This window comes from Pseudomonas sp. HD57-3 (assembly GCF_056113135.1).
Map to the genome: position 1 here is coordinate 2,372,981 of NZ_CM148568.1, position 26,650 is coordinate 2,399,630.

Genomic DNA, 26,650 nt, shown 5'->3' on the forward strand with positions numbered 1-26,650 from the left:
TCGATCATTCACTGGTAAGGGCCGTCACCGGGTCGAGTCGGGCGGCTTTGCGGGCCGGCATGAAGCCGAAGACAACACCGGTCACAAGGGCGCAGCCAAAGGCACCGAGCACCGCCATCAAGGAAAACGCCACGGCGACTTCGCTGAGGATCAGCACGCCGCCGACGATCAGCGCCAGGGCGATGCCGGCGATCCCGCCGACCACCGACAACATCACCGCTTCGGTGAGGAACTGGCGCAGGATGTCGCGCTGACGGGCACCGGTAGCCATGCGAATCCCGATCTCGCGGGTGCGCTCGCGCACGGTCATCAGCATGATGTTCATCACCCCGATCCCGCCCACCAGCAGCGAAATCGCGGCAATCGAGCCGAGCATCAGCGACAGGGTGTTTTGCGTGCGGGCTTCGGCCTGGATCATTGCGGCGTTGTTGGTCAGCTCGAAATCCTTCTTGCCGTTGTGCAGGCGCAGCATCAGTTGCTCGATCGCGTGTTCGGCTTCCTTGACCTTGCGCGCATCGGCGGCGGCGATCGCCACGTATTCAGGATTGCGCGTGCCGAACAAACGGACGCTGGCGGCGGAGTAGGGCACGGCGATGCGGTTGTCGCTGTCGGAGTCGCCGGAACTGGCGCCTTTTTCCGCCAACACGCCCACCACCTGGAACGGCACGTTCTCGATCAGGATGTATTGGCCGATGGGGTTGGCGACATCCTTAAGCAATTTGGTGCGAACCTTGTGGCCGATCACTGCGACCGCTGCGGCATTGCGTTCATCGGCCTCCGTGAAATAACTGCCCTGCACCACGGGCCAGTTGAAGATCGCCGGGAAGTTGGTGTCGTTGCCGCCGACGTAACTCAGGTAATCGGCATTGCCGAAACGCACACCGGCCTCGGCGCCGTTGACCGGCATGATCCGCATGACCTGCGGCAGGCTGGCCAGTGCCGCCACGTCATCGAGGGTGACGATGCCTGGCGGTGTGCGCGGGTTGGGTGACGAGCCGCTGAGGTAAATGATGTTCGAGCCGAACGCGCCCATTTGCGCCATGACCTGGCGCTTGCTGCCTTCGCCGACCGCGAGCATGACCACCACCGAGGCCACGCCAATGATGATCCCCAACAGGGTCAGCGCGGTGCGGAAGCGGTTGATCCACATCACTCGCCAGGCGGCGTGCAGCGCGTCGATCAGTTCGCCTTTCCAGGCGCCTGTCGCTTCGGCGCCTTCAGTCAGGCGCTTGCGCAGATCCACGGCTTGCAAGGCGCCGGGGTTGGCGCTGGTCTGGGCCTCGGGGTTATGGCGGGCGCTGTCGCTGACGATCAGGCCGTCGCTGATTTCGATGATGCGTTTGGCTCGCGCGGCCACTTCGCGGTCGTGGGTGATCAGAATGACCACGTGGCCCTGGCTCGCCAGTTCGTCGAGCAGCGCCATGACTTCCTTGCCGCTGTGGCTGTCGAGGGCGCCGGTGGGCTCGTCGGCAAGAATGATGTGCCCGCCGTTCATCAAGGCCCGGGCAATCGACACCCGTTGTTGCTGGCCGCCGGAAAGTTGATGCGGACGGTTGCCGGTGCGCGAGGCCAGGCCGAGGCGGTCGAGCAGGGCGGCGGCACGAGCATGGCGCTCGGCGGCGGGTGTGCCAGCGTAGATCGCCGGCATCTCGACGTTTTCCTGGGCCGAGCCGGACGGAATCAGGTGATAACCCTGGAACACGAAACCAAAGGCCTCGCGGCGTAGCCAGGCCAGTTCGTCGGTGTCCAGGCCGGCGACGTTTTCCCCGGCGAAGCGGTACTCGCCGGTGGTCGGCCGGTCGAGGCAGCCGAGGATGTTCATCAGTGTCGATTTGCCGGAGCCGGAGGCGCCGACGATCGCCACGAATTCGCCGGCGTGGATCGACAGGTCGATACCGCGCAGGACATGAACCTCGGGCGCGTCGCCGCCGCCGTAGGATTTACGGATGTCCTGCAGGTCGATCAGAGGCGTTTGCATTCAACCTCCGCTGCCGGTGGCCGGGCCGATCACCAGGTGATCGCCCTCGTTGAGGCCTTCGAGAATCTGCACTTTCAAGCGGTCACTGATGCCGGTGCGCACTTCGCGGGTTTCGATTTTGCCGTTGGCGGCGATCACCTGCGCGGTCTGCAGGTTGGCGGTGGTGCTGCCCTGCAGCGCCGCAACCGGTGCGGTGAGCACGTTTTGCGCCTGGTTAGCGACGAAGAAGACTTGCGTGGTCATTTCCGCCATCAGCGCGTTGTCGGCGTTGTCGACGTCCAGCAACACGGTGTACAGCACCACGCGGGCGCTCCCGCTTTTGCTGGTGCTGGCGGGGCTGCCGCCACCCTGGCTGGTCTGGTCCAGCGGTTTTGGCGGGACCGGCAGGATCTGCCGCACGGTGCTGCTCCAGCGCCGGTTGCCGCCGCTGAGGGTGGTGAAGTAGGCGGTCATGCCCGGTTTGACGTGGCCGATGTCGGCTTCTGAAACCTCGGCCCATACCGTCATCGGCGACAGTTTGGCGATGCGCAGGATCAGCGGCGTCTGCTGCTGGGCGTTGAGGGTCTGGCCCTCACGCGCATCGAGCGCGACCACCGTGCCGGCCATCGGCGCGTAGATACGGGTGTAGCCGAGTTCGGCCTGATCGCTGCGCAGGCTGGCTTCGGCCTGACGGATCTGGGCCTGGAACATGTCGATGCGCGCCTGAGTGGCTTTCAGTTCGGCGCGGGCGGTCTGCACGTCTTCTTCGCGGGTCGCGCCGCCGGCGGCGAGATTCTGCTGACGCTGGTATTTCTGTTGCGCCAGTTCGTGCTGGGCTTTTTGCTCCTGCAATTGGGCCTTGAGGTTTTCGATGGAGAAACGCCCGGCGTCGAGTTTGGCTTTTTGCGTGGACGGGTCGATTTCCACCAGCAACTGGCCTTCCTTGACCACGTCACCGACCTCGACGTGGATTTTCTGGATCTGCCCCGACGCCTGGGCGCCGACGTCCACATAGCGCCGCGGCTGGAGCGTGCCCAGCGCGGTGACGCTGCTTTCGATGTCGCCACGGCTGACGGAAACGGTGGCGAACTGATCGCGACCGGGCGGCAGGACTTGCCACGCCGCAACGGCAATCACGGGGATCAGGCAAAGAGCGATGAGCAGGGCGCGTCGGGCGGGGCGGGGACGTTTCATGCGGGGTTCCGGCCAGTGTGAATCGGCCCGTCATCCGGCGGGCACCGCAAGCGGGCACGGCCGAATGCTGTCGCAGGGCACGACAGACACGGGAGGGCTGTTGGTTAAACGAGAGAAGGGGCGGCGAATTTAAGCGCTGAAAAACGCGGTAACAGGTATAGGCGAGAACAATTTGTCGGGCAAACCGAAACAGCGCTTTAAATCTATATGAGAATTACTATAAATTACGCACCTGAAATTGCCACTACCGTGCCACTGCCTGTTTCGACAGTCGCGGATCTGGCTCAAGGATCGAAACCGCACGCTGCGGCGGGGAATCATGTTGGAAAACTACTATCGCGAGTTGGTGTGTTTCCTGAACGCCAGGCTCGGCAACCGTCAGGTGGCCGAAGACGTGGTGCATGACGCTTATCTGCGGGTGCTGGAGCGATCCAGCGAAACGCCGATCGAGCAGCCTCGCGCATTTCTCTATCGCACAGCCTTGAATCTGGTGATCGACGACCATCGGCGCAATGCCCTGCGTCAGGTCGAATCGCTGGAAGTGCTCGACAGCGAAGAGCGCTACTTCACGCCATCCCCCCACAACACTTTCGATCACGGCCAGCGACTGGAGATGCTCCAGCGTGCCCTGGCTGAACTTTCGCCGCTGTGTCGCGAAAGTTTTCTGTTGCGCAAGATCGAAGGTCTGTCGCATCCCGAGATTGCCGAACACCTAGGGATTTCCAAGGCTCTGGTGGAAAAGCACATCGTCAACGCCATGAAGCATTGCCGCCTGCGCATCAAACAATGGGACGCCCATTGAGCCGTCGTCGTTAAATTTTATTTCACTGTCCTCGTTCCTACTCAACAGACGATCTGCTGTCCTGCTCAAGGCCGGTCAGGTCACTCAGGCTTTTCGTCCAGAGGACACTGGAAATGACACAGGCAATTGCATCGCCCATCGTTCACGACCTGATCGGCGTCGGTTTCGGCCCTTCGAACCTGGCGCTGGCCATCGCTCTGCAAGAGCGCGGCCCGACCCAGGGGGAACTGGATGTTCTGTTTCTCGACAAACAACCCAACTACAGCTGGCACGGCAACACCCTGTCGACCCAGAGCGAGTTGCAGATTTCCTTCCTCAAGGATCTGGTGACCCTGCGCAATCCGACCAGCCCGTACTCGTTCGTCAACTACCTCAAGCACCATGGCCGTCTGGTGGACTTCATCAACCTCGGCACCTTCTATCCGTGCCGCATGGAGTACAACGACTACCTGCGCTGGGTGGCTGCGCAGTTCACCGAACAGAGCCGCTACGGCGAAGAAGTGCTGACCATCGAGCCGGTGCTGCACAACCATCAGGTCGAAGCGCTGCGGGTGATTTCCCGTGGTACGGACGGCCAGCAGTTCGTACGTACTGCGCGTTCGGTGGTGGTCAGCGCCGGCGGCACGCCGCGCATTCCCGAGGCCTTCAAGGCGCTGAAAGGCGACGGTCGGGTGTTCCATCACTCGCAGTACCTGGCCGAGATGGCCAAGCAGCCGTGCATCAACAACCAGCCGATGAGCATCGCAATCATCGGTGGCGGCCAGAGCGCGGCGGAAGCCTTCATCGACCTGAACGATTCGTTCCCGTCGGTACAGGTCGACATGATCCTGCGCGGCTCGGCGCTGAAGCCGGCGGACGACAGCCCGTTCGTCAACGAAGTGTTCTCGCCGGAATTCACCGACCTGATCTTCCAGCAGAAGAGCAGCGAGCGTGAGCGTCTGGTCAACGAGTACCACAACACCAACTACTCGGTGGTCGACATCGACCTGATCGAGCGCATCTACGGCATCTTCTATCGCCAGAAAGTCTCGGGCGTGGCACGCCACGCATTCCGCACCCTGACCACTGTCGAGAAAGCCACTGCCACCGAACGCGGTATCGAGCTGACCGTGCGTAACAACGCCACCGGCGAAGTCACCGTGCGTGCCTACGACGCGGTCGTGCTGGCCACCGGTTACGAGCGTCAGATGCACCGCAAACTGCTGGCGCCGCTGGAAGAGTACCTGGGTGACTTCGAGGTCGACCGCAATTACCGGTTGATCACCGACGAGCGCTGCAAGGCCGGTCTGTACATGCAGGGCTTCTGCCAGGCCAGCCACGGTCTGAGCGATACGCTGCTGTCGATCCTGCCGATCCGCGCGGACGAGATTGCCGGCTCGCTGTATGAGCATGGCAAGAACCGTGGGCACAGCCGTTCGGTGATGGATCTGTTGTTGGCGACTGCCAGCTAAGTATCCTCTCGACCAGATTGATCGTTCCCACGCTCTGCGTGGGAATGCCTCAAGGGACGCTCCGCGTTCCAATGGGACGCAGAGCGTCCCCGGCTGCATTCCCACGCAGAGCGTGGGAACGATCTCGGCGATCTCGGGGGCAATCCTGAACCCTTCCTGAACACCCGCCACATTCCCCGACACACTTCCTTTTGCGGGTTTACTCTCCAGACATCGGGGCGTAAGCTTCGCGCGTTTTCATCAATAGCGGAGACCCACAGTGGGTACTTGTTCGAGTGACAGTTGTCGGCCGGTCCTTGTAACCGGCAGATTCTCGGCAAGATAACGCGCATTCCTTTGTGCCGTTGTCTCGCCGAACAGCGAGCAGCGGCATCCCGATCATGACCGGTCCCGGTCATGTCCCGACGTCCTTCTCATCGACACTGAAAAGCCTGTGAAGTCGACTTCATCGTCGTCATTGCAGCCCTATCGACACGCCTGTCTTTTCTGACCGGCGCGCCACGCCTTGCCGTGCCGGTTTTCCGGTGCCCGGGACGAGGACGTACCTGCTCGACGGTTTCCCGGCTGACCATAGGGGCAACAGCCATGAAACTTACGCTCAAGGAATTTTTCGCAGGCTTCCTGCGGACCCGCCACATCGCCCGGCACTTCCGTCGCCTGGCCTTGCTGGAAACCCTCAGCGACACCACGGTCAGCCGTGAAGTGCCGCCCACTTTGGCCAATACACTGGTGGACGCCGCCCATTGCGACAGCGGCGTGCTGCTGTCGAACCTCGGCAGCCACACCGACGGCCTGACCGATTTCGAAGTCGATGTGCTGCGTGCGCAGCATGGCCTCAACGAAGTCGAACACGAGCAACCGCTGCCGTGGTGGACCCACCTGTGGCACTGCTACAAAAACCCGTTCAACCTGCTGCTGACCTTGCTGGCGGTGATCTCGTGGCTGACCGAAGACCTCAAGGCCGCCATCGTGATTTTCTCGATGGTGGTGCTGTCCACGCTGCTGCGCTTCTGGCAGGAAAGCAAATCCAACCAGGCCGCCGACGCGCTCAAAGCGATGGTCAGCAACACCGCCACCGTGCTGCGCCGGGATGCGCCGCGCGCTGAACTGCCGATCAAGCAACTGGTGCCCGGCGATCTCATCGTGCTCTCGGCCGGCGACATGATTCCTGCCGATTGCCGGGTGCTCAGCGCCAAGGATCTGTTCGTCAGCCAGGCGGCAATGACTGGCGAATCGATGCCGGTGGAGAAATTCCCGCGTCAGGCCGATCGTGACACGCACAATCCGCTGGAACTCGACAACATCCTGTTCATGGGCACCAACGTGGTGTCCGGCACGGCGGTGGCGGTGATTCTCACCACCGGCAAAAGCACCTATTTCGGGGCGCTGGCGCAGCGGGTCGGGGCGACTGATCGTGCGGTGACTTCGTTCCAGCAAGGCGTGAACAAAGTCAGCTGGCTGCTGATCCGCTTCATGTTCGTCATGGCGCCGCTGGTGTTGTTCATCAACGGTTTCACCAAGGGCGACTGGACCGAAGCACTGCTGTTCGCGCTGTCGATTGCCGTGGGCCTGACCCCGGAAATGCTGCCGATGATCGTCACCTCGACGCTGGCCAAGGGCGCGGTATTCCTGTCGCGCAAGAAAGTCATCGTCAAACGCCTGGATGCGATCCAGAACTTCGGTGCCATGGACGTGTTGTGCACCGACAAGACCGGCACTTTGACCCAGGACAAGATCTTCCTGGCGCGTAACGTCGACGTTTGGGGCGAAGACTCCGATGACGTGCTGGAAATGGCTTACCTCAACAGCTACTACCAGACCGGCCTGAAAAACCTGCTTGATGTGGCGGTGCTGGAACACGTGGAAATCCACCGTGAGCTGAAGGTCGGCACGGCGTTTCGCAAGGTCGACGAGATCCCGTTCGACTTCAATCGTCGGCGCATGTCGGTGGTCGTCGAAGGGCGCGGTCAGCCGCATCAACTGATCTGCAAAGGCGCGGTGGAAGAAGTTCTGTCGGTGTGCAGCCGGGTTCGTCACGGTGAAGTCGACGAAGCCTTGAGCGATGAATTGCTGGCGAAAATCCGTCAGGTCACTGCAGCATTCAACGCTGAAGGCTTGCGCGTGGTAGCGGTGGCGGCACGGTCGATGCCTGAAGGACGCGACACTTACAGCCTGAGCGACGAGCAGGAACTGACGCTGATCGGTTATGTGGCGTTCCTCGATCCACCGAAGGAAAGCACCGCACCAGCGCTGAAGGCCCTGGCCGAACACGGCGTGGCCGTGAAAGTGCTGACCGGCGACAACGAGCTGGTGACTGCCAAGATCTGCCGCGAAGTGGGCCTGGCCCAGCAAGGCCTGCTGATGGGCAACGACATCGAGCGTATGAGCGACGCGGAACTGGCCGTGGCGGTGGAGACCACCAACGTGTTCGCCAAGCTGACGCCGTCCCACAAGGAACGCATCGTGCGCATCCTCAAGGGCAACGGCCACGTGGTCGGGTTCATGGGCGACGGTATCAACGACGCGCCGGCGCTGCGCACCGCCGACATCGGCATTTCCGTGGACAGCGCGGTGGACATCGCCAAGGAAGCGGCCGACATCATCCTGCTGGAGAAGAGCCTGATGGTGCTGGAGGAGGGCGTGCTGGAAGGGCGCCGGACCTTCGCCAACATGCTCAAGTACATCAAGATGACCGCCAGTTCGAACTTCGGCAATGTGTTCTCGGTGCTGGTCGCCAGTGCGTTCATTCCGTTCCTGCCGATGCTGCCGATGCACCTGCTGGTGCAGAACCTGCTGTATGACATTTCGCAGATCGCGATCCCGTTCGACAACGTCGACGACGAGATGCTGAAACAGCCGCAACGCTGGCAGCCAGGGGACGTCGGGCGCTTCATGCTGTTCTTCGGCCCGATCAGTTCGATCTTCGACATCACAACGTTCGCCTTGATGTGGTACGTGTTCGATGCCAACACCCCGGATCACCAGACCCTGTTCCAGTCCGGCTGGTTCGTGGTGGGGCTGCTGACCCAGACGCTGATCGTGCACATGATCCGCACGCCGAAGATTCCGTTCCTGCAAAGCCGCGCGGCCATGCCGTTGCTGGTGATGACCGGAATCATCATGGCCGTGGGCATCTTCCTGCCGATGGGGCCGCTGGCGCACTACTTCAAATTGCAGGCACTGCCGTCGATGTACTTCGTGTTCCTGCCGGTGATCCTGCTGGCGTACATGGCGCTGACTCAAGCCGTCAAAGGCTTCTACATCCGCCGGTTCGGCTGGCAGTAACAGGCAAGAATTCCCCCCTTGTGGGAGCAAGGGGGGCGGTTTCAAGGAGTTCGACATGCAAGCGATCAACAATCTCAACCTCACCTCATTGCTCGACACTTTGGTCAGCCTCAGCGCGGCGTTCATCCTCGGCGGCCTGATCGGCTTCGAACGCCAGTACCGGCAACGCACGGCGGGCTTGCGCACCAATGTGCTGGTGGCGGTCGGGGCGGCGATTTTCGTCGACATGGCCAACCGTCTCGCCGGTGCCGAAGGCGCGGTCCGGGTGGTCGCGTATGTGGTTTCCGGCATCGGTTTTCTCGGTGCCGGCGTGATCATGCGCGAAGAAGGCAACGTGCGCGGGCTCAACACCGCCGCCACGCTCTGGACCTCGGCAGCGGTCGGCGCCTGCGCCGGTGCCGACCTGCTGGCCGAAGCGGTGCTGGGCACTTTGTTCGTGCTCGCCGCCAATACCTTGCTGCGGCCGATCGTCAACAACATCAACCGTCAGCCGCTGGATGTGGTCTCGGCGGAAGTCACCAACATCGTCTACGTCATCGCCCGGCGTTCGCAGCAGACCGCCGTGTTCGCCTTGCTTGAAGCCGAGCTCGAACGCAGCAACTACCCGGCCAGTGACGTCGATGTGCACGCCTTCGGTGCCGACGAAATCGAGATCGAAGCGACGCTGGCGACCACTTCGGTGGACGGTGATGAACTGGATGCACTGGTGAAGCGGATTTCCACTTCAAGCCTGGTAGTGCAGGCGTTCTGGAGTCCGAGCACGACGGAGTAACTTTTTTAATCCGGATGAGTGACGGGTTTTTTCGGAAAAGTCCTACAGAGCGTATCCCGATGCTTGGGTAGTCTTGCCGTCACTTCAAGCGACTACCCGGACTTTCACATTGACCGACAAAACCCTGCGCATCCTGATCGCCGACTTGCAGCATTTTCACCGGATGAAAATCGAGCGGATGTTCAACGGCCTCGAGTACTACCGTATTGCACCGGTGCAGAACCTTGCCGAACTGCTGACGCTGGTCGATTACGGCGGTCAGCCGTTCGATGTCCTGGTGATCAATGCCGAACTGGCGGCCGGGATCGCGGACTTGCGCGGTTTTCTGTTTGATCATCCGCAAATCCGGCGGGCGCTGGTCTATGGTGAGTCGGCGGATTCTGCAGGTGTTCCCGGGCAATTCGGGGCAAAGATCATCACCAGCCCTGCGCTGTTGCCTTCAATTCGTGCCATCGAACAGTTGATGACCTCGGTCGAGGCTTCGTTCGGGCGCCCATCGCGTGTTCGATCACAGATCGGTCTGGCGCACAACTGTCAGATCTGACAGGTGATTCAGCGTGCACAGCGTGCAACAGTAGTAGCGCAGCTACCAATAGTCCCGTTCATCCAAGATCGGTGGCGCCATGTCAGGTATTCGCCCCGGGAGTGGTCATGGGTTCAGCATTGATTGTTGATGATCACCCAGTGGTGGTGGGTGCCGTTCGTATGGTTCTGGAGTCCGCGGGTTACAAACCGATCCATGTGACTGGCAAAGGTGTCGACGTGGTGTCGATGCTACGTGAACACGCGCCGGAACTGGTCGTGCTCGACCTGAAACTCGATGGCTTCGGCGGCCTGGAGGTGTTGGCGCGCATCAGGGCCATCGGGCTGGTCTGCAAAGTGTTGATCTTCACCGCGGCCGACCCTGAACACTATCTGATGCGTTGCCGACGTGCGGGGGCGATGGCTTTTGTCGCCAAATCCGCCTCGATGCAGCATTTGCAAAATGCAATCAAGGCCGTCCGTTCGGGTTATACCTACTTTCCCGAAATGCCTTTGGTCAATGCCGGGCAATCCGAAGCGCACCGCGATGAGCGAGAGTTGATTGCACTTCTGTCCACCCGCGAAATGGAGATCATGCTGAAGCTGGCCAGAGGTGAATCCAACAAGCATATTGCTCTGAAGATGAACCTCAGTCACAAAACCATCAGCACCTACAAGACCCGCTTGATGCTGAAACTCGGGGTAAGCTCGCTGGTGGTGTTGCGAGAGTTTGTCAGACGCAACGGCCTGTTTCCATAGGCCGCCCCATGATGTGTCTTCTGCGGTTGGTTCTTCTGTCGATACTGATGCTTGCAAGCGCAGTGCACGCGACCGAGGCACAAAGGCTGGAAATCGTCTCCCGCACCCGCCTTGAGGGTGTGCAGATTCAACTGGATGAGCAGGATCGGCAGTGGCTCCGTGCGCATCCGGTATTGCGCATCGGCGCCTCCTGGCCGGATTACCCGCCGTTTGAGTTGACCCGCAAGCGCCATGAACTGGAAGGTCTTACGGCCGATTACGCCAACGCAATTGCACAGATTTTGAACATAGCCGTTGAAGTCTGGTGCTATTCCGACCGCGCAAGCGCCATGGCTGCGCTCAAGGCCGGTGAGGTAGACCTGCTGGGCACGTCGAACAAGTTCGAAGAAGCTGATTCCGACCTCATGCTGTCCCGTGCCTACGCCGAGGATCAGCCGATGTGGGTGACTCGGATCGACGAACCGTTGCCCGGCGATCTGGCTGGCAAACGCATCGCCATGGTGGACGACTACCTGCCAGCCTCGACCATCCAGGAGGCTTACCCACAAGCCTCCCTGCAGCGTTACAGGTCGATTTTCGATGCCCTCGGCGCGGTGGCGTACGGCACGGATGCGGTCTACGTTGGCGACTTCATCAGCGCCAGCTATCTGCTCAACACGATCTTTCACAACGACCTGCAACTGGCCGGGCCTTCGGGCCTTGACGCCAACCCGTTCGGCTTTGCCCTGGCCCGCAGCAATACGCGTTTGAAAGGTCTGGTCGACAAAGCCCTGCTGGCCATTCCCATGGAACAGCGCCTAGCCATCGAGCTGCGCTGGAGCGCCGGTCGCGCGGACGTGGCTGCGCAGTCGCAGGTGAGCCTGAGCGACAGCGAGCAACAATGGCTGGATCAGCATCCGGTGGTGCGGGTCGGCGCTATCGATGATTTTGCACCGCTGACATTCTTTGACGCCGATGGCCGTTTCAGTGGGCTGGCCGCCCAATTGCTCAACCTGATCAGTCAGCGCAGTGGCCTGACATTCGAGGTGGTGCGCGGTCGGTCGCTGGATCGTCAGGTCGAGCAACTCAAAGGCGGTGCGCTGGATCTGTTGCCGGTGTTGACACCGAGCCGCGAGCGCGAAACTGAAATGCTGTTCACCCGATCGTACGTCAACAGCCCCTTTGTGCTGATTGCCGATTCGAAGGCTCAGGGGCCGCGCAGCCTGGACGACATGACGGGCAAACGTCTGGCGCTCTATCGCGGCAGTCCGTTGCGCGATTATCTGCTGAAGAACGTGCCGCAGATCAGCCTGATCGAGTTGCCAAGCCCGGCCGACGGCACGCAGGCGCTGCTCGACGGCAAGGCCGATGCGACATTGAGCTCGTTGCTGGTGGCGCGCTACCAGATCGATCACCAATACCGCGATCGCTTGCGGATTGTCTCCACGCTGGGCGATTTGCCGGCCCGGGTTGCCATGGCGACAGCGCTCGACGCCCCGCAGTTACAATCGATTCTGAACAAGGCACTGCTGAGCATCGCCCCCCAGGAAATTGACGGTCTGGTCGCGCGTTGGAGTCGTAATGTGGTGCTGCAAGACAGCTATTGGCAGCGTCATCAAACGCAAATACTGCGCGGGTTTGCAGTGGCGGCAGGGCTGTTGCTGTTGGCGTTGGGCTGGATCGGCTTTCAGCGTCGGCAGATCCGCCAGCGCCAGCAATGGCTTGGGCAGTTGCAGGAGGCCAAGGACGCAGCCGATGAAGCCAATCGCGCCAAGAGCACCTTTCTGGCGACCATGAGCCATGAAATCCGCACACCGATGAACGCCCTGATCGGCATGCTCGAACTCGCCCTCAAACGTGCCGATGAAGGCGTGACCGATCGCCAGGCGATCGAGGTGGCGTCCAGCGCCGGCCAGCAACTGCTGGCATTGATCGGCGATATTCTCGACATCGCACGCATCGAGTCCGGGCATCTGTCGCTGGCCCCCGAGCGCGTCAATCTGCATGAAGTGGTGGCGTCGGTGTGTCGGATTTTCGAAGGCCTGGCCCGGCAGAAACAATTGTTGTGGCATGTAGAAATGGATGAGCGCAGCAACGTCGTGGTGATGCTCGATCCCCTGCGGTTCAAACAAGTGCTGTCGAACCTGCTGAGCAATGCAATCAAGTTCACCGAGGACGGCGAGGTGAGCCTGCGCCTGCGCGTGTTCGGCGAACAGGACGGGCTGATTGAAGTGGGCGTGGCCATTGAAGACAGTGGCCGGGGGATCAGCGCCGAGGATCAGCAGCGGTTGTTCAGACCGTTTGTGCAGGTCGGCAATCATCAATCTGTGGCGCACGGCGGTTCTGGCCTGGGGCTGGTGATCAGCCGCAATCTGTGCCGGATGATGGGCGGTGATTTGTGGATGACCAGCGAACCGGGAAGGGGCACTCAGGTCATGCTGCGAATGGAACTGCCGGTGCTGGCGCCGCTTGTGCAAGAGGCCGCACCGGCGCCAGCGGCGACGATGGTTAACTCGCTGAACGTGCTGGTGGTGGATGACCATCCGGTGAATCGCCTGTTGTTGTGCCGGCAGCTGAGTGAACTCGGGCATCGTGCCGTTGACGCCGGCGGCGGTGAGGAGGGGATGGCGCTTTGGCGCGGGCACGCCTTCGATGCACTGATCACCGACTGCAACATGCCGGGGCTCAACGGTTACGAGCTGACGCGAGCGGTGCGTCAGGAAGAAGCCGCAACGGGCAGGGCGCCTTGTCTGATCCTCGGATTTACCGCCAATGCGCAGATGGAAGAGAAGCAGCGATGCCGGGCGGCCGGGATGGACGATTGTCTGTTCAAACCGGTTCTGCTGCGTGAATTGAGCCAGGCCCTGATGGCCGCAACATCCGAAGGCGCGCAGATCGAAAATGTGGACGATCCAGCAGTGGCCGAGTTCGATCTGAGCGCGCTGTTCGAACTGGCAGGCGCTGACAACCCGCTGATCGGGCAATTGCGTGAGGAAGTACTGAGCAGTCTGCGCATCGACCTGAAGCGTCTGGAGGAATCGGGCCGTAAAAGTGATCGCGCAGATTTACGTGATCTGGCGCATCACGTCACAGGCGGGGCTCACATGATCGGTGCCGAGCGCGTGGTCTCCGCGTGTCGGGTACTCGAGCAGGCCTGCCGTGACGATGAGCCTGAAGCGGCATTGACGGCCGCCATCGAGTTGCTGCGCGTGGCCATGCACGACCTCGCGCAGCAGCTTCAGGCCTGATCGGTCAGTCCCACTGCGGCGCGATGCCTTTGGGGCTGGTCAGGCGATGGCCGCGCTCCAGTGAGGCGATCAGCGCCATGTCGGCGTCGCTCAGGGTCAGCGCCGTGGCGCCGAGGTTGCCTTGCAGGTTGGCGCGTTTGGTCGAGGACGGAATCACCGCGTAACCCGACTGCATCGCCCACGCCAGAGTGACCTGCGCCGGGGTGGCTTGCAGACGCTCGGCGATCTGCACGATCAGCGGATCCTTCAGCACTTCGCCATAGGCCAGGGTCATGTACGAGGTGATCTGAATGCCCTGACTTTGCGCGAACTCGACGACCTTGCGGTTTTGCAGGTACGGGTGCAGCTCGATCTGGTTGGTGGCGATGTTTTCCGCGCCGACCGCAGCAATCGCCTGTTTCATCAGGTCGATGGTGAAGTTGGACACGCCGATCTGCCGGGTCAGGCCCAGGCGTTTGGCTTCCAGCAGCGCGCCCATGAATTCTTCGACCGGCACCTGATCTTCCGGCGATGGCCAGTGGATCAGCGTCAGGTCCAGATAATCGGTCTGCAGTTTTTGCAGACTCTCCCTGAGGCTTTCGATCAAGCGATCCTTGGCGAAGTTGGCGATCCAGATCTTGCTGGTGATGAACAGCTCCTCGCGGGCGATGCCGCTGGCAGCGATGGCCTCGCCAACGTCGGCTTCGTTTTCGTAGATCTGCGCGGTGTCGATGACCCGGTAACCGAGCTCAAGGGCAGTGCTCACCGAATCGATGACCACCTGACCTTGCAGGCGAAACGTACCAAGACCGAAAGCGGGAACAGACATGCAGGAACTCCAGGGTTGCAGTGGGAATGGGCAGGAGTATCCGCGTCTGATTCCTCGGGAAAAACCGCTGTCGGGGCAAAGTACTGTTGACTGGAAGTCACGAATCACCGCGATCGGTATCGTTCCATCAGTAGAACGATGAGGACGGTTTTGGCTGACTAGTACTAAATACGTGGCGAATTTATGATCGGTCCATGATCAACCTGATTGCGGAGTCCACCATGAAAAACCTTATCGGTATCTACACCAGCCCTCGCGGCCACTGGGTCGGCGATGGGTTTCCGGTGCGTACCCTGTTTTCCTACGACAATTTGGGCAAGCACATCAGCCCGTTCCTGCTGCTGGATCACGCCGGGCCCGCGCAATTCACTCCGACCACCGAACGCCGTGGCGTGGGTCAGCATCCGCACCGTGGCTTCGAGACCGTGACCATCGTTTACGAAGGCGAAGTGCAGCACCGCGATTCCACCGGCAGCGGCGGCACCATCGGCCCGGGCGATGTGCAGTGGATGACGGCGGCTTCCGGAATCCTGCATGAAGAATTCCACTCGGAAAACTTCGCTCGAACCGGCGGCAATCTGGAAATGGTGCAGCTGTGGGTCAATCTGCCGGCCAAGGACAAAATGGCCACGCCCGGTTACCAGACCATTCTGGACAGTGATATCCCGAATATCGCGCTCAAGGACGGTGCCGGCAGCCTGCGTCTGATTGCCGGTGAGTTCGACGGCCACAAGGGCCCGTCCCGCACGTTCACGCCTATCGATGTGTGGGATCTGCGGCTGAACACCGGCAAGCTGCTTACGCTGGATCTGCACGAAGGCCGCAACACGGCGCTGGTGGTGTTGAAAGGTTCGGTACAAATCAACGGTGGGGAGTCGATGCGCGAAGGGCAGTTGGCGCTGTTCGAACGTGATGGCGATCGCATCACCCTCGAAGCCAGCGCGGACGCAGTGGTGCTGCTGCTCAGCGGCGAGCCGATCGACGAGCCGATCGTCGGCCACGGCCCGTTCGTGATGAACACCGAGCAGGAAATCCATCAGGCCTTCGCCGACTTCCAGTCCGGCCGCTTCGGCCAGATGCACGGCTGAAAATCCCGGCAGGCGCCACGTGCGCCTGCCGGTTTTTTTTGAGCGCGTGCAGTGGCGCTCATCCCGCCAAATCAATTCCTCCTACACTGAGCCCAATCTGTGCGATCTTCTCGCGACTGGCCCCTGTCGGAGTTGTTTGATGCTGTCTCTGCTCACCGATCATCCGTTGTTTTGCGCCTTGATCCTGATCCTCATCGATCTCGGTCTGTGGCGTCTGATCAGCTCCCACGGCAGCGCGTGGAAACTGTTGGTGCGGGTGCTGATTTTTGCCCTGTTCAGCATTCTGCTGTTCAACGAAGGGCTCAACCCGATGGAGCCTGCGCCTTGGGCCGACAATGTGCCGTTGCACCTTGCGGCGACCGGTTTGCAGATCGGCTGGTGGCTGTTCGGCGCGCGTACTCTGACGGTGCTGATCGGCGCGGTGATGATGCAGCGGGTCGGGCACACCGGGCGGTTGTTGCAGGATCTGCTGGGTGCGGTGATCTTCCTGATCGCCATTATCGCGGCGCTGGCCTACGTGCTGGATCTGCCGGTCAAAGGCGTGCTGGCGACGTCCGGGGCGTTGGCGATCATCGTCGGTCTGGCGTTGCAGAGCACTTTGAGCGACGTGTTTTCCGGGATCGTGCTCAACACCACCAAGCCTTATCAACTGGATGACTGGATCTCCATCGACGGTACCGAAGGCCGGGTCACTGACATCGACTGGCGCGCCACGCGGCTGCAAACCAGTCAGGGCAGCATGGCAGTGATTCCCAACTCGCTGGCGGCCAAGGCCAAGATCATCAACTTCAGCCGGCCGAGCAATATGTTCGGGGTGGCCGTCAGCGTGCAGGTCAGCCCCCATGCGCGGCCCAGCTCGGTGATCGATGCCCTGGAGCGGGCGATGCAGGGCTGTCGCCAATTGCTGGAGAGCCCGGCGCCGAGTGTCGCGCTGAAGAGCTCCAGCAGTGCCGGCGCCGAATATGAAATCAGCGGGTTCGTCGCCTCGATGAGCGAAAAGCGCGTGGTGCGCAATCAGTTGTTCGACCTAGCGTACCGACACTTGCAAGCGTCCGGGGTCAATCTGCTGTCGAGCGATGAGCCGGGCGTGGCGAGCAACCTCTCGCGGCCACGGGCGCTGCTCGACAGTTCGCCGATTTTCTCCACCCTGCGTCAGGAAGAGAAGGAAACCTTCAGCCAGAACATGACCCTGCAGACCTTCCGTGCCGGCGAGATGATTCTCGCGGGCGGCGAGGTCAGCGATCATCTGTTCATCATCGAGTCCGGCGTGGTCTCGGTGACGCTCAAGCGCCACGGCACACCGTTCGAATCCGGGCGTATGGGGCCGGGCGAAGTGATTGGCGAGGCGGGGATTCTGTCCGATACGTCATTGCCGGCCGACTTCTCCGCCAAGACCTTCTGCGCGCTGTACCGCATCGAGAAGTCTTATCTCAAGCCGTGCCTGGATGCCCGTCATGACATCAACGACGCGATGCAGGCGCTGCTCGATTTCCGCCTGCACAAGGCGCAATCCCTGACGGAAGAAACACCGGTGGCGGCGCCGAAGAAAGGTTTCCTGCAATGGCTGCGCAATCGCGTCTGACCGTCAGCGCAGTCCGTAGTCCGCCAGTTTGCGTTCCAGGTTCAGGCGTACTTGCGGCCATTCGTCATCGATGATGCTGAAGCGCACCGAGTTGCGCTTGCGGCCGTCCGGCATGATGCGTTCGTGGCGGACGATGCCTTCCTGTTGCGCGCCGAGCCGCAGGATCGCATTGCGCGATTTCTGGTTGTTTTCGTCGGTGGTGAACTGCACGCGTACGCAATCGAGCACCTCGAACGCGTGGCGCAGCATCAGATACTTGGCCTCGGTGTTGACGAAGGTTTTCTGAAAGCGTGCCGAAATCCAGCTGCTGCCGATCTCCAGCTTGCGATTGAGCGGGTCGATCTTCCAGAAGCGGGTCGAGCCGATCACTTCGCCGGTTTCCTTCAGCACGATGACAAACGGCATGACTGTGCCCGCCTCACGGCCGTCGAGAGCCTTTTTCAGGTAAGCGTCGACGGTGGTGGCGGAGGGCACCACGGTGACCGTGAGGTTCCACAGTTCACCGTCGGCGGCAGCGTGGAGCAGGGCATCGGCGTCGGTGTATTGAAGCGGGCGCAGGATGATGCCCTGGCCTTGCAGCGTGGTTTGCATGTGGGGATTCTCGGCGATCGGGCGAGGGCTTATTACGCCGTACGCAAAGGATCCGACGCAACCGTCGCGGTGGGCGGATGTCACAGTTTTTATCGGTCAATGGCAGGAACCCGGACGATGAAAAAAATGCGCATTGCCACGTTCAACGTCAACGGCCTGCGGGCCCGACTGCCGAACCTGCTGGAGTGGCTCAGGCGCGAGCAGCCGGACATCGTCTGTTTGCAGGAGCTGAAACTGGTGGACAGCGCATTTCCCGCCGCCGATCTGGAGGCCGCCGGTTATGGCGCCATCTGGCACGGTCAGGCGTCATGGAACGGCGTGGCGATTCTTGCTCGCGATGCGCAACCGCTGGAGAGCCGGCGCGGCCTGCCCGGCGATCCCGACGATAAACACAGCCGCTACCTCGAAGCGGCGGTACATGGAGTGCTGGTGGGGTGTCTGTACCTGCCCAATGGCAACCCGCAACCGGGGCCGAAGTTCGACTACAAACTGGCCTGGTTCGAGCGTCTGATCAAATACGCCCGGGATCTGCAAAGCAGCGATCACCCGGTGGTCCTGGCCGGCGATTACAACGTGGTGCCCACCGATCTGGATATCTACAACACCCGTTCGTGGCTCAAGGATGCGCTGTTGCAACCGGAAAGCCGCGATTGCTATCAGCGTCTGTTGGATCAGGGCTGGACCGATTCGTTGCGGCATCTGTATCCCGAAGATCGGCTGTATACGTTCTGGGATTATTTCCGCCAGCACTGGCAGAAGAACTCCGGGCTGCGGATCGACCATCTGCTGCTCAATCCTAAGCTGAGCCCCTATCTGCACGAGGCCGGTGTGGATGCCTGGGTGCGCAACGAACCGCATGCCAGTGACCACGCGCCGACGTGGATTCGCATCGATTCGCGTAAAAGACGCTAGCAGGTGATTGGTTAATTCAATTGTCGATTCGATGCCCGGATCCCGTATACATGGCGACCATCGGCGGAACGATCCGCGCCCCATGCAAAAGGACCCAGCCATGAGCGAGCCACGCCTGACGAATCTGAAACAGTACCTGCAACGCCTGGGATTCGATGCGCCCCCGGCACCGACCCTTGAAACCCTGCGCCTGTTGCAACTGCGCCATACCGGCGCCTTTCCATTCGAAAACCTGTCAACGCTCAGTGGCGAACCCGTCCTGATCGATCTGCCCTCCATCGAACGCAAGGTCTTGAATGACGCCCGGGGCGGTTACTGCTACGAGCTGAACAACCTGTTTCTGGCGTTGCTGCTGGAACTGGGATTCGATGCGCGGGGCATCAGCGGGCGAGTGGTCATGAATCAGCCCGAGGGCAGCTGGACAGCGCGCACCCACCGCTTGAGCCTGGTGACGATTGACGACGTGCGCTACATCACCGACGTCGGCTTCGGCGGCATGGTGCCGACCGCGCCGCTGGTGCTCGATATCGACGCCGAGCAATCCACGCCGCACGAACCGTATCGCATCGAAGCGCAGGCCGATGGCTACATGCTGCGGGCCAAAGTCGCCGGCGAATGGCGGCCGATGTACCTGTTCGACCTGCAGCGCCAGGAAGACATCGATTACATCCTCGGCAACTGGTACGTCTCGACCCACCCGGACTCACCGTTCGCCCAGCGTCTGATGGTCGCGCGTACCGGTGACGGCTGGCGGCGTACGCTGAACAACGGCAGTTTCGCGATCCACCGCATCGGCGCCGAGAGCGAGCGGCGTGAAGTGACGGATGTCGATGAACTGATCGAATTGCTGGAACGGGAATTCGGCCTGCGCTTGCCGCACCAGCCCGGTGCACGTCTGGCGCTGGCGCGCTTGATTCAGCCGGTTTGAAACCTAAGGTTTTGCCTCCGGCTCCAGCACCCGCCGGATCTCGTTCACGGCCGCCGACAGTTTTTTCTCAAGGCTCTTGAGGTCGGTGGCGGTGATGCCTTGCTTGAATTGCCCGCTGGAGTGTTCGAGTTCATCGGCTGTGCCACGGCTGTCGAGCAGGGCGTGGCGCAGGGTGTTATTGATTACCGTCTGATAGCCGTAGCCCTCGCTTTCAGCGACCTCGCGCGCGGCTTCGATCACCGCGTCATCGAGCATGATGGTGATGCGGGTCTTGCCCTTGGTCGGCGCGATGGCGCCGCGTTTACCTTGGCTGAAATCGTATTCATCCTTCATTGATCACCTCTGCGCAAAGTTGCCATCGCTCGCTGGGCTCGAATGCGTTGGCAGCATTCTTGCTTTTGTCGAACTGAATCTTGAATGACTTCATTATGCATACTTTATATGTATAAAAAGGGTGCGACCGCGCCGTCGGTCGCCATGAACATTTCAGCCTAGGCGGATAAAACGTGCACTCGATTGAGGATGTGTTGCCGGATTTGTGGGGGATGAAAGCAGCGGGATAGAAGGTTGGGTGGCTAGCTAACCATTATGTGACTGATAAGTTGTATACAAGTCTATGGACATTTGTCCTGACTCTTGCATACAGTGTGCGCATAACAAAAACCAGGGAACTCCCCCACCATGAAAACGCCCCATGTTTCACACCAACGGCCCGAGGACGAGAATCTCGGGGTCGGCGCGAATATGGCTTACGGCCTGCAACACGTTCTGACCATGTATGGCGGTATCGTCGCGGTGCCACTGATCATCGGTCAGGCCGCCGGGCTTTCGCCGGCGGACATCGGTCTGTTGATTGCTGCTTCATTGTTTGCGGGGGGGCTGGCCACGTTGCTGCAAACCCTGGGTTTACCGTTTTTCGGCTGTCAGTTGCCGCTGGTACAGGGCGTGTCGTTCTCCGGCGTTGCCACGATGGTGGCGATTGTCAGCAGTGGCGGGGAGGGCGGCTTCCAGTCGGTGCTTGGCGCGGTGATTGCGGCGTCGCTGATTGGCTTGCTGATCACGCCGGTGTTCTCGCGAATCACCAAGTTCTTCCCGCCGCTGGTCACGGGCATTGTGATCACCACCATCGGCCTGACGCTGATGCCGGTGGCCGCACGCTGGGCCATGGGCGGCAACAGCCACGCGCCTGACTTCGGCAGCATGCAGAACATCGGGCTGGCGGCGGTCACGCTGGTGCTGGTACTTCTGTTGAGCAAGGTCGGCAGTTCCACCATCTCGCGTCTGTCGATCCTGTTGGCCATGGTGATCGGCACGGTGCTGGCGGTGTTCCTCGGCATGGCGGACTTCTCCAACGTTACCCAGGGCCCGATGTTCGGCTTCCCGACGCCGTTCCATTTCGGCATGCCGACCTTCCACTTCGCCGCGATCCTGTCGATGTGCATCGTGGTCATGGTGACCCTGGTGGAAACCTCGGCGGACATCCTGGCGGTCGGTGAAATCATCGGCACCAAGGTTGACTCCAAGCGTCTGGGCAACGGCCTGCGGGCGGACATGCTGTCGAGCATGTTTGCGCCGATCTTCGGCTCGTTCACCCAAAGCGCCTTCGCCCAGAACGTCGGGCTGGTGGCGGTGACCGGGATCAAGAGCCGCTATGTGGTGGCGACCGGCGGCATCTTTCTGGTGATTCTCGGCCTGCTGCCGTTCATGGGCCGGGTCATCGCAGCCGTGCCGACCTCGGTACTTGGCGGCGCCGGTATCGTGCTGTTCGGCACCGTGGCGGCGAGTGGTATCCGTACGTTGTCCAAGGTCGATTACCGCAATAACGTCAACCTGATCATCGTCGCCACCTCGATCGGCTTCGGCATGATCCCGATTGCCGCGCCGAACTTCTACGATCACTTCCCGAGCTGGTTCGCGACCATTTTCCATTCGGGCATCAGCTCGTCGGCGATCATGGCGATCCTGCTGAACCTGGCGTTCAACCACTTCACGGCGGGCAACTCGGATCAGCAGTCGGTGTTTGCGGCGGCAGAAGAGCGGACCCTGCGTTATCGCGATCTGGCAGCGCTGCGTGAAGGCGACTACTTCAGCGACGGCAAGCTGCATGACTGCGACGGCAACGAAGTGCCGGTGATCGATCCGGATGCGGATCACGGTCATGGCGCGCCGAAGGCGCATGCCAAGAGCAGCGAGCACGTCTGAGCGCTGTAGTTGAATGAAAAGGGCCGATCAGTTGCGAAACTGATCGGCCCTTTTTCTATGGCGCCGCTTTTTCAGCGACCACAAAAAAGCCCCTGAATCTTTCGATTCAGGGGCTCTGTATTTGGCTCCACAACCTGGACTCGAACCAGGGACCCAGTGATTAACAGTCACTTGCTCTACCAACTGAGCTATTGCGGAATTGGTGCGTATGTTACTGATTTAAAAAGACTAGTCAAGCGCCAGTTGTAAATTTGTTGGAAAAGTCAGGACGGGCGGCGATCTATCGGCGATTGGCGGTTACCAGAACCGTAGCAGAGGTCTACCATGGCCGCCCGGAAGTGGTCACACGCGCTGCCGGCCATTCGCCGAAAAGGTACGCGCCATGAATAGCCCCATCCTCACCCGTCGTCCTGTCGAGGTGTTCGCATGAGCACCGCACAAATCAGCCTGCCCAAAGGCGTCGGCCCACACGCTGAAAAACTTTTCGACGCGATCACTCAGGCCGCCACGGCTGAAGAGTTGAACCGCGCAGGCGGCAAGGCCGAGGGTTTTGTCCTTGGTCTGGAAAGCACCAAGGCCATCAAGAGCCAGGTCGCCGAATCGCTCTACGTCGTTTATGACGATGCGGCGACTCAGCGTGCAGCGGAACTGGCTTAACCGCCGAACGTGAAGGTGCCGAGCATCAGTTTGGCGTACAGCATCGTTGCGCCCAGTTGCACCAGCCACAGCGCCAGCCCGCCGAGAAACACCCCGGCCGCGACTTGCAGTACCAGGTTGTTGCCGCGTTTGGCCGGGGCGCGGGGGATGAAGTCATCCAGATCGTCGCGGTCGGCGCGCAGGTCATCGTTTTTCATGTCGTCTCTCTGAAATATCGTTTGGGTGCAGTCTAGAGGGTATGGCGGCTTTTCTTCAGACAAATAAAAACGGGAAGCCCGAAGGCTTCCCGTTTTTAGTGCAGCGCCGGATCAGATGACCTGAACGATGGCGTCTGTCACGGCTTCGATGTTGCTCTGGTTCAGCGCGGCGACGCAGATGCGGCCGGTGTCCAGGGCGTAGATGCCGAACTCGTTGCGCAGGCGGTGAACCTGTTCGGTGGTCAGGCCGGAGTAGGAGAACATGCCGCGCTGACGGCCGACGAAGCTGAAGTCACGCTGCGGGGCTTTCTTCGCCAGCAGAGCAACCATCTGCTCGCGCATGCCACGAATGCGCAGGCGCATTTCAGCCAGTTCGGCTTCCCATTGGGCGCGCAGTTCCGGGCTGTTCAGCACGGCGGCGACGACGCTTGCACCGTGGGTCGGCGGGTTGGAGTAGTTGGTGCGGATCACGCGTTTGACTTGCGACAGGACGCGGGCGCTTTCTTCTTTCGATTCGCTGACGATCGACAGGGCGCCGACACGCTCGCCGTACAGCGAGAACGACTTGGAGAACGAGCTCGACACGAAGAAGGTCAGGCCCGATTCAGCGAACAGACGCACGGCAGCGGCGTCTTCGGCGATGCCGTCACCGAAACCCTGGTAAGCCATGTCGAGGAACGGCACGTGACCCTTGGCCTTGACCGCTTCCAGCACGTTGTTCCAGTCCGCCGGGCTCAGGTCGACGCCGGTCGGGTTGTGGCAGCAGGCGTGCAGCACGATGATCGAGCCGTTCGGCAGGGCGTTCAGGTCTTCCAGCAGGCCGGCGCGGTTCACGTCGTGGGTGGCGGCGTCGTAGTAGCGGTAGTTCTGCACCGGGAAACCGGCGGTTTCGAACAGCGCGCGGTGGTTTTCCCAGCTCGGGTCGCTGATCGCCACAACGGCATTGGGCAGCAGTTGCTTGAGGAAGTCGGCACCGATTTTCAGTGCGCCGGTACCGCCGACGGCCTGAGTGGTGACTACGCGGCCAGCGGCCAGCAGTGGCGAATCGTTGCCGAACAGCAGTTTTTGCACGGCCTGGTCGTAGGCCGCGATGCCGTCGATTGGCAGGTAGCCGCGCGAGGCGTGCTGAGCAGCGCGAATGGTTTCGGCTTCGATGACGGCGCGCAGGAGTGGAATTCGCCCCTCTTCGTTGCAGTACACACCCACCCCGAGGTTGACCTTATTGGTCCGGGTATCGGCGTTGAATGCTTCGTTGAGGCCCAGGATTGGATCGCGGGGTGCCATTTCGACAGCGGAGAACAGGCTCATTTTTGCGGCAGCTCTAATGGAGAGTGGAGGGACGTGTGGCGCTCCAGCCGAATGCACTAGAGCGGTGCACAAACGGGGAGCTAGTATAGAGGCCATCATCGATCAATGGCGACAGGCGAATCGGCTTTTAAGGTAAGTTTTTCCGATTATTTCTCGACCGTTAGTCGAATGAACCTGTCGGAGACTTTACCGGATGTAGGACGTTTGCCTTGAAAGGCGAGGCAATCGGCTCCACATTCAGCACAATCTTCGTTTTTCCTTGCGCGACATCGGTCGTTTGCGGTCTTTCTCGTGGTGCTGCGGTTTGCCCGCAGCGGCGCGATTCCAGAGGTGTTTATGTCTGAATTCCAGCTCGTCACCCGTTTCGACCCCGCCGGCGATCAACCCGAAGCCATTCGCCAGATGGTCGAAGGCATCGAAGCCGGGCTGGCGCACCAGACGCTGCTCGGGGTGACCGGGTCGGGCAAGACCTTCAGCATCGCCAACGTGATCGCCCAGGTGCAGCGTCCGACCCTGGTGCTGGCACCGAACAAGACCCTGGCCGCGCAGTTGTACGGCGAGTTCAAGTCGTTCTTCCCGAACAACGCTGTCGAGTACTTCGTTTCCTACTACGACTACTACCAGCCCGAAGCCTACGTGCCGTCGTCCGACACCTTCATCGAGAAGGATGCGTCGATCAACGACCATATCGAACAGATGCGTCTGTCGGCGACCAAGGCATTGCTCGAGCGCAAGGACGCGATCATCGTCACCACGGTGTCGTGCATCTACGGTCTGGGCAGCCCGGAAACCTATCTGAAAATGGTCTTGCACGTCGATCGCGGCGACAAGCTCGACCAGCGTGCGCTGGTGCGGCGCCTGGCCGACCTGCAATACACCCGCAACGACATGGATTTCGCCCGTGCGACCTTCCGGGTGCGCGGCGATGTGATCGACATCTACCCGGCGGAATCCGACCTCGAAGCGATCCGTATCGAGCTGTTCGATGACGAAGTGGAGAGCATTTCCGCGTTCGACCCGCTGACCGGCGAAGTCATCCGCAAACTTCCACGCTTCACCTTCTATCCGAAGAGCCACTACGTGACGCCCCGGGAAACCCTGCTCGACGCCATCGAGGGGATCAAGGTCGAGTTGCAGGAGCGCCTCGAATACCTGCGCAACAACAACAAACTGGTGGAAGCCCAGCGTCTGGAGCAGCGCACCCGGTTCGACCTGGAGATGATCCTCGAACTCGGTTACTGCAACGGCATCGAAAACTACTCGCGCTATCTGTCGGGTCGCCCGGCTGGGGCGGCGCCGCCAACGCTCTACGATTACCTGCCGGCGGATGCGCTGCTGGTAATCGACGAATCCCACGTCAGCGTGCCGCAAGTCGGCGCGATGTATAAGGGCGACCGTTCGCGCAAGGAAACCCTCGTGGAATACGGCTTCCGCCTGCCGTCGGCGCTGGACAACCGGCCGATGCGCTTCGACGAGTGGGAAGGGGTGAGCCCACAGACGATTTTCGTCTCGGCCACGCCCGGCAACTACGAAGCCGAGCACGCCGGACGGGTGATCGAACAGGTTGTGCGCCCGACCGGTCTGGTCGACCCGCAGGTTGAAGTGCGCCCGGCGCTGACCCAGGTCGACGATCTATTGTCGGAAATCACCAAGCGTGTGGCGGTGGAGGAGCGAGTGCTGGTCACCACGCTGACCAAGCGCATGGCCGAAGACTTGACCGATTACCTGGCCGATCACGGCGTGCGCGTGCGTTATCTGCACTCGGACATCGACACCGTCGAACGGGTCGAAATCATCCGCGACCTGCGCCTTGGCACCTTCGATGTGCTGGTGGGGATCAACCTGCTGCGTGAAGGTCTGGACATGCCGGAAGTATCGCTGGTGGCGATTCTCGATGCGGACAAGGAAGGCTTCCTGCGTTCCGAGCGTTCGCTGATCCAGACCATCGGCCGGGCGGCGCGTAACCTCAATGGCCGGGCGATTCTCTACGCGGACCGGATCACCGGTTCGATGGAGCGGGCGATTGGCGAAACCGAGCGTCGTCGCGACAAGCAGATCGCCTTCAACCTGGCCAACGGCATCACGCCGAAGGGCGTGTTCAAGGACGTCGCCGACATCATGGAAGGCGCCACCGTGCCCGGTTCGCGCAGCAAGAAGCGCAAAGGCATGGCCAAGGCCGCCGAAGAGAACGCCAAGTACGAAGCCGAACTGCGCTCGCCGAGCGAGATCACCAAGCGTATCCGCCAGCTGGAAGAGAAGATGTACCAGTTGGCCCGCGACCTGGAATTCGAAGCGGCAGCGCAGATGCGCGACGAAATCGCCAAGCTGCGTGAGCGGCTGTTGGCCGTTTAACAGATCGTTCCCACGCTCCGCGTGGGAATGCAGCCCTGGACGCTCTGCGTCCGCTC

Annotated in this window: 21 protein-coding genes and 1 tRNA gene; 14 read left to right on the forward strand and 8 right to left on the reverse strand. The window is 61.1% G+C overall.

Features of this window, described 5'->3' with window-relative positions; genetic code table 11:
• Positions 1–4: 4 nt before the first annotated feature.
• Positions 5–1,978, reverse strand: a complete 1,974-nt coding sequence (locus AC0R79_RS10625; protein WP_127797455.1) for a MacB family efflux pump subunit — start codon at positions 1,976–1,978, stop codon at positions 5–7.
• Positions 1,979–3,151 (reverse strand): efflux RND transporter periplasmic adaptor subunit, encoded by a 1,173-nt coding sequence (locus tag AC0R79_RS10630; RefSeq protein WP_375746379.1) that lies wholly within the window; start codon positions 3,149–3,151, stop codon positions 1,979–1,981. It abuts the gene before it with no gap.
• Between the two features lie 319 nt (positions 3,152–3,470).
• On the opposite strand from AC0R79_RS10630, the gene AC0R79_RS10635 reads away from it, so the two are divergent.
• The 7 genes from AC0R79_RS10635 to AC0R79_RS10665 all read left to right on the forward strand — a co-directional run bounded on the left by AC0R79_RS10635 (position 3,471) and on the right by AC0R79_RS10665 (position 13,969).
• On the forward strand, positions 3,471–3,953 hold the full coding sequence (locus AC0R79_RS10635) for a sigma-70 family RNA polymerase sigma factor (protein WP_007956380.1): 483 nt from the start codon (positions 3,471–3,473) through the stop codon (positions 3,951–3,953).
• A gap of 113 nt (positions 3,954–4,066) precedes the next feature.
• The gene (locus AC0R79_RS10640; protein WP_085607901.1) at positions 4,067–5,404 is read left to right on the forward strand and encodes a lysine N(6)-hydroxylase/L-ornithine N(5)-oxygenase family protein; all 1,338 of its coding nucleotides are present in this window, start codon (positions 4,067–4,069) and stop codon (positions 5,402–5,404) included.
• A 585-nt stretch (positions 5,405–5,989) separates the two neighbouring features.
• Positions 5,990–8,689, forward strand: a complete 2,700-nt coding sequence (gene mgtA, locus AC0R79_RS10645; RefSeq protein WP_474734352.1) for a magnesium-translocating P-type ATPase — start codon at positions 5,990–5,992, stop codon at positions 8,687–8,689.
• 55 nt (positions 8,690–8,744) lie between these two features.
• Complete coding sequence (locus AC0R79_RS10650) at positions 8,745–9,461, forward strand: MgtC/SapB family protein (RefSeq protein ID WP_085607898.1); 717 nt, start codon at positions 8,745–8,747, stop codon at positions 9,459–9,461.
• A gap of 109 nt (positions 9,462–9,570) precedes the next feature.
• The gene (locus AC0R79_RS10655; protein WP_474734354.1) at positions 9,571–10,005 is read left to right on the forward strand and encodes a chemotaxis protein CheY; all 435 of its coding nucleotides are present in this window, start codon (positions 9,571–9,573) and stop codon (positions 10,003–10,005) included.
• A 107-nt stretch (positions 10,006–10,112) separates the two neighbouring features.
• Positions 10,113–10,742, forward strand: a complete 630-nt coding sequence (locus AC0R79_RS10660) for a response regulator transcription factor (protein ID WP_127797459.1) — start codon at positions 10,113–10,115, stop codon at positions 10,740–10,742.
• Positions 10,743–10,750: 8 nt separating this feature from the next.
• Complete coding sequence (locus AC0R79_RS10665; RefSeq protein WP_474734356.1) at positions 10,751–13,969, forward strand: ATP-binding protein; 3,219 nt, start codon at positions 10,751–10,753, stop codon at positions 13,967–13,969.
• Positions 13,970–13,973: 4 nt separating this feature from the next.
• Here the strand turns inward: AC0R79_RS10665 and dkgB are convergent, their stop codons facing one another.
• Entirely contained in the window at positions 13,974–14,777 is an 804-nt protein-coding gene (gene dkgB / locus AC0R79_RS10670; RefSeq protein ID WP_474734358.1) for a 2,5-didehydrogluconate reductase DkgB, read from the reverse strand.
• A 221-nt stretch (positions 14,778–14,998) separates the two neighbouring features.
• Between dkgB and AC0R79_RS10675 the strand changes: the two genes are divergently transcribed.
• Complete coding sequence (locus tag AC0R79_RS10675; protein WP_474734360.1) at positions 14,999–15,865, forward strand: pirin family protein; 867 nt, start codon at positions 14,999–15,001, stop codon at positions 15,863–15,865.
• 139 nt (positions 15,866–16,004) lie between these two features.
• Positions 16,005–17,447: a mechanosensitive ion channel family protein gene (locus AC0R79_RS10680; protein WP_273900015.1), complete on the forward strand. Its 1,443-nt coding sequence runs from the start codon at positions 16,005–16,007 to the stop codon at positions 17,445–17,447.
• A 3-nt stretch (positions 17,448–17,450) separates the two neighbouring features.
• On the opposite strand, the gene AC0R79_RS10685 is transcribed toward AC0R79_RS10680, so the two are convergent.
• Positions 17,451–18,038 (reverse strand): GNAT family N-acetyltransferase, encoded by a 588-nt coding sequence (locus AC0R79_RS10685; protein WP_127797464.1) that lies wholly within the window; start codon positions 18,036–18,038, stop codon positions 17,451–17,453.
• Between the two features lie 117 nt (positions 18,039–18,155).
• On the opposite strand from AC0R79_RS10685, the gene AC0R79_RS10690 reads away from it, so the two are divergent.
• Positions 18,156–18,950 carry an exodeoxyribonuclease III gene (locus AC0R79_RS10690; RefSeq protein WP_474734362.1) on the forward strand — a complete coding sequence of 265 codons (795 nt, stop codon included), beginning with the start codon at positions 18,156–18,158 and terminating at the stop codon, positions 18,948–18,950.
• 100 nt (positions 18,951–19,050) lie between these two features.
• A complete protein-coding gene (locus tag AC0R79_RS10695) occupies positions 19,051–19,878 on the forward strand; it encodes an arylamine N-acetyltransferase family protein (RefSeq protein WP_474734364.1) in 828 nt (275 codons plus the stop codon).
• 3 nt (positions 19,879–19,881) lie between these two features.
• Here AC0R79_RS10695 and AC0R79_RS10700 read toward each other — a convergent pair whose 3' ends face one another.
• Positions 19,882–20,211 (reverse strand): BrnA antitoxin family protein, encoded by a 330-nt coding sequence (locus AC0R79_RS10700; protein WP_474734366.1) that lies wholly within the window; start codon positions 20,209–20,211, stop codon positions 19,882–19,884.
• Positions 20,212–20,559: 348 nt separating this feature from the next.
• On the opposite strand from AC0R79_RS10700, the gene AC0R79_RS10705 reads away from it, so the two are divergent.
• The gene (locus AC0R79_RS10705; protein ID WP_007956419.1) at positions 20,560–22,080 is read left to right on the forward strand and encodes a nucleobase:cation symporter-2 family protein; all 1,521 of its coding nucleotides are present in this window, start codon (positions 20,560–20,562) and stop codon (positions 22,078–22,080) included.
• A 122-nt stretch (positions 22,081–22,202) separates the two neighbouring features.
• Here AC0R79_RS10705 and AC0R79_RS10710 read toward each other — a convergent pair.
• Positions 22,203–22,278: transfer RNA gene (locus AC0R79_RS10710), tRNA-Asn, on the reverse strand.
• Between the two features lie 228 nt (positions 22,279–22,506).
• Here AC0R79_RS10710 and AC0R79_RS10715 point away from each other — a divergent pair.
• The gene (locus tag AC0R79_RS10715) at positions 22,507–22,737 is read left to right on the forward strand and encodes a hypothetical protein (RefSeq protein WP_007956420.1); all 231 of its coding nucleotides are present in this window, start codon (positions 22,507–22,509) and stop codon (positions 22,735–22,737) included.
• Here AC0R79_RS10715 and AC0R79_RS10720 read toward each other — a convergent pair.
• Together AC0R79_RS10720 and AC0R79_RS10725 are read right to left on the reverse strand one after the other, a co-directional pair.
• Positions 22,734–22,934: a hypothetical protein gene (locus AC0R79_RS10720; protein WP_007956421.1), complete on the reverse strand. Its 201-nt coding sequence runs from the start codon at positions 22,932–22,934 to the stop codon at positions 22,734–22,736. The two genes, AC0R79_RS10715 and AC0R79_RS10720, sit on opposite strands and share 4 nt — an antisense overlap.
• Positions 22,935–23,045: 111 nt before the next feature.
• Entirely contained in the window at positions 23,046–24,242 is a 1,197-nt protein-coding gene (locus AC0R79_RS10725) for an amino acid aminotransferase (RefSeq protein ID WP_007956422.1), read from the reverse strand.
• A 336-nt stretch (positions 24,243–24,578) separates the two neighbouring features.
• Between AC0R79_RS10725 and uvrB the strand changes: the two genes are divergently transcribed.
• On the forward strand, positions 24,579–26,594 hold the full coding sequence (uvrB, locus tag AC0R79_RS10730; protein ID WP_007956424.1) for an excinuclease ABC subunit UvrB: 2,016 nt from the start codon (positions 24,579–24,581) through the stop codon (positions 26,592–26,594).
• The last annotated feature ends 56 nt before the right edge of the window (positions 26,595–26,650 follow it).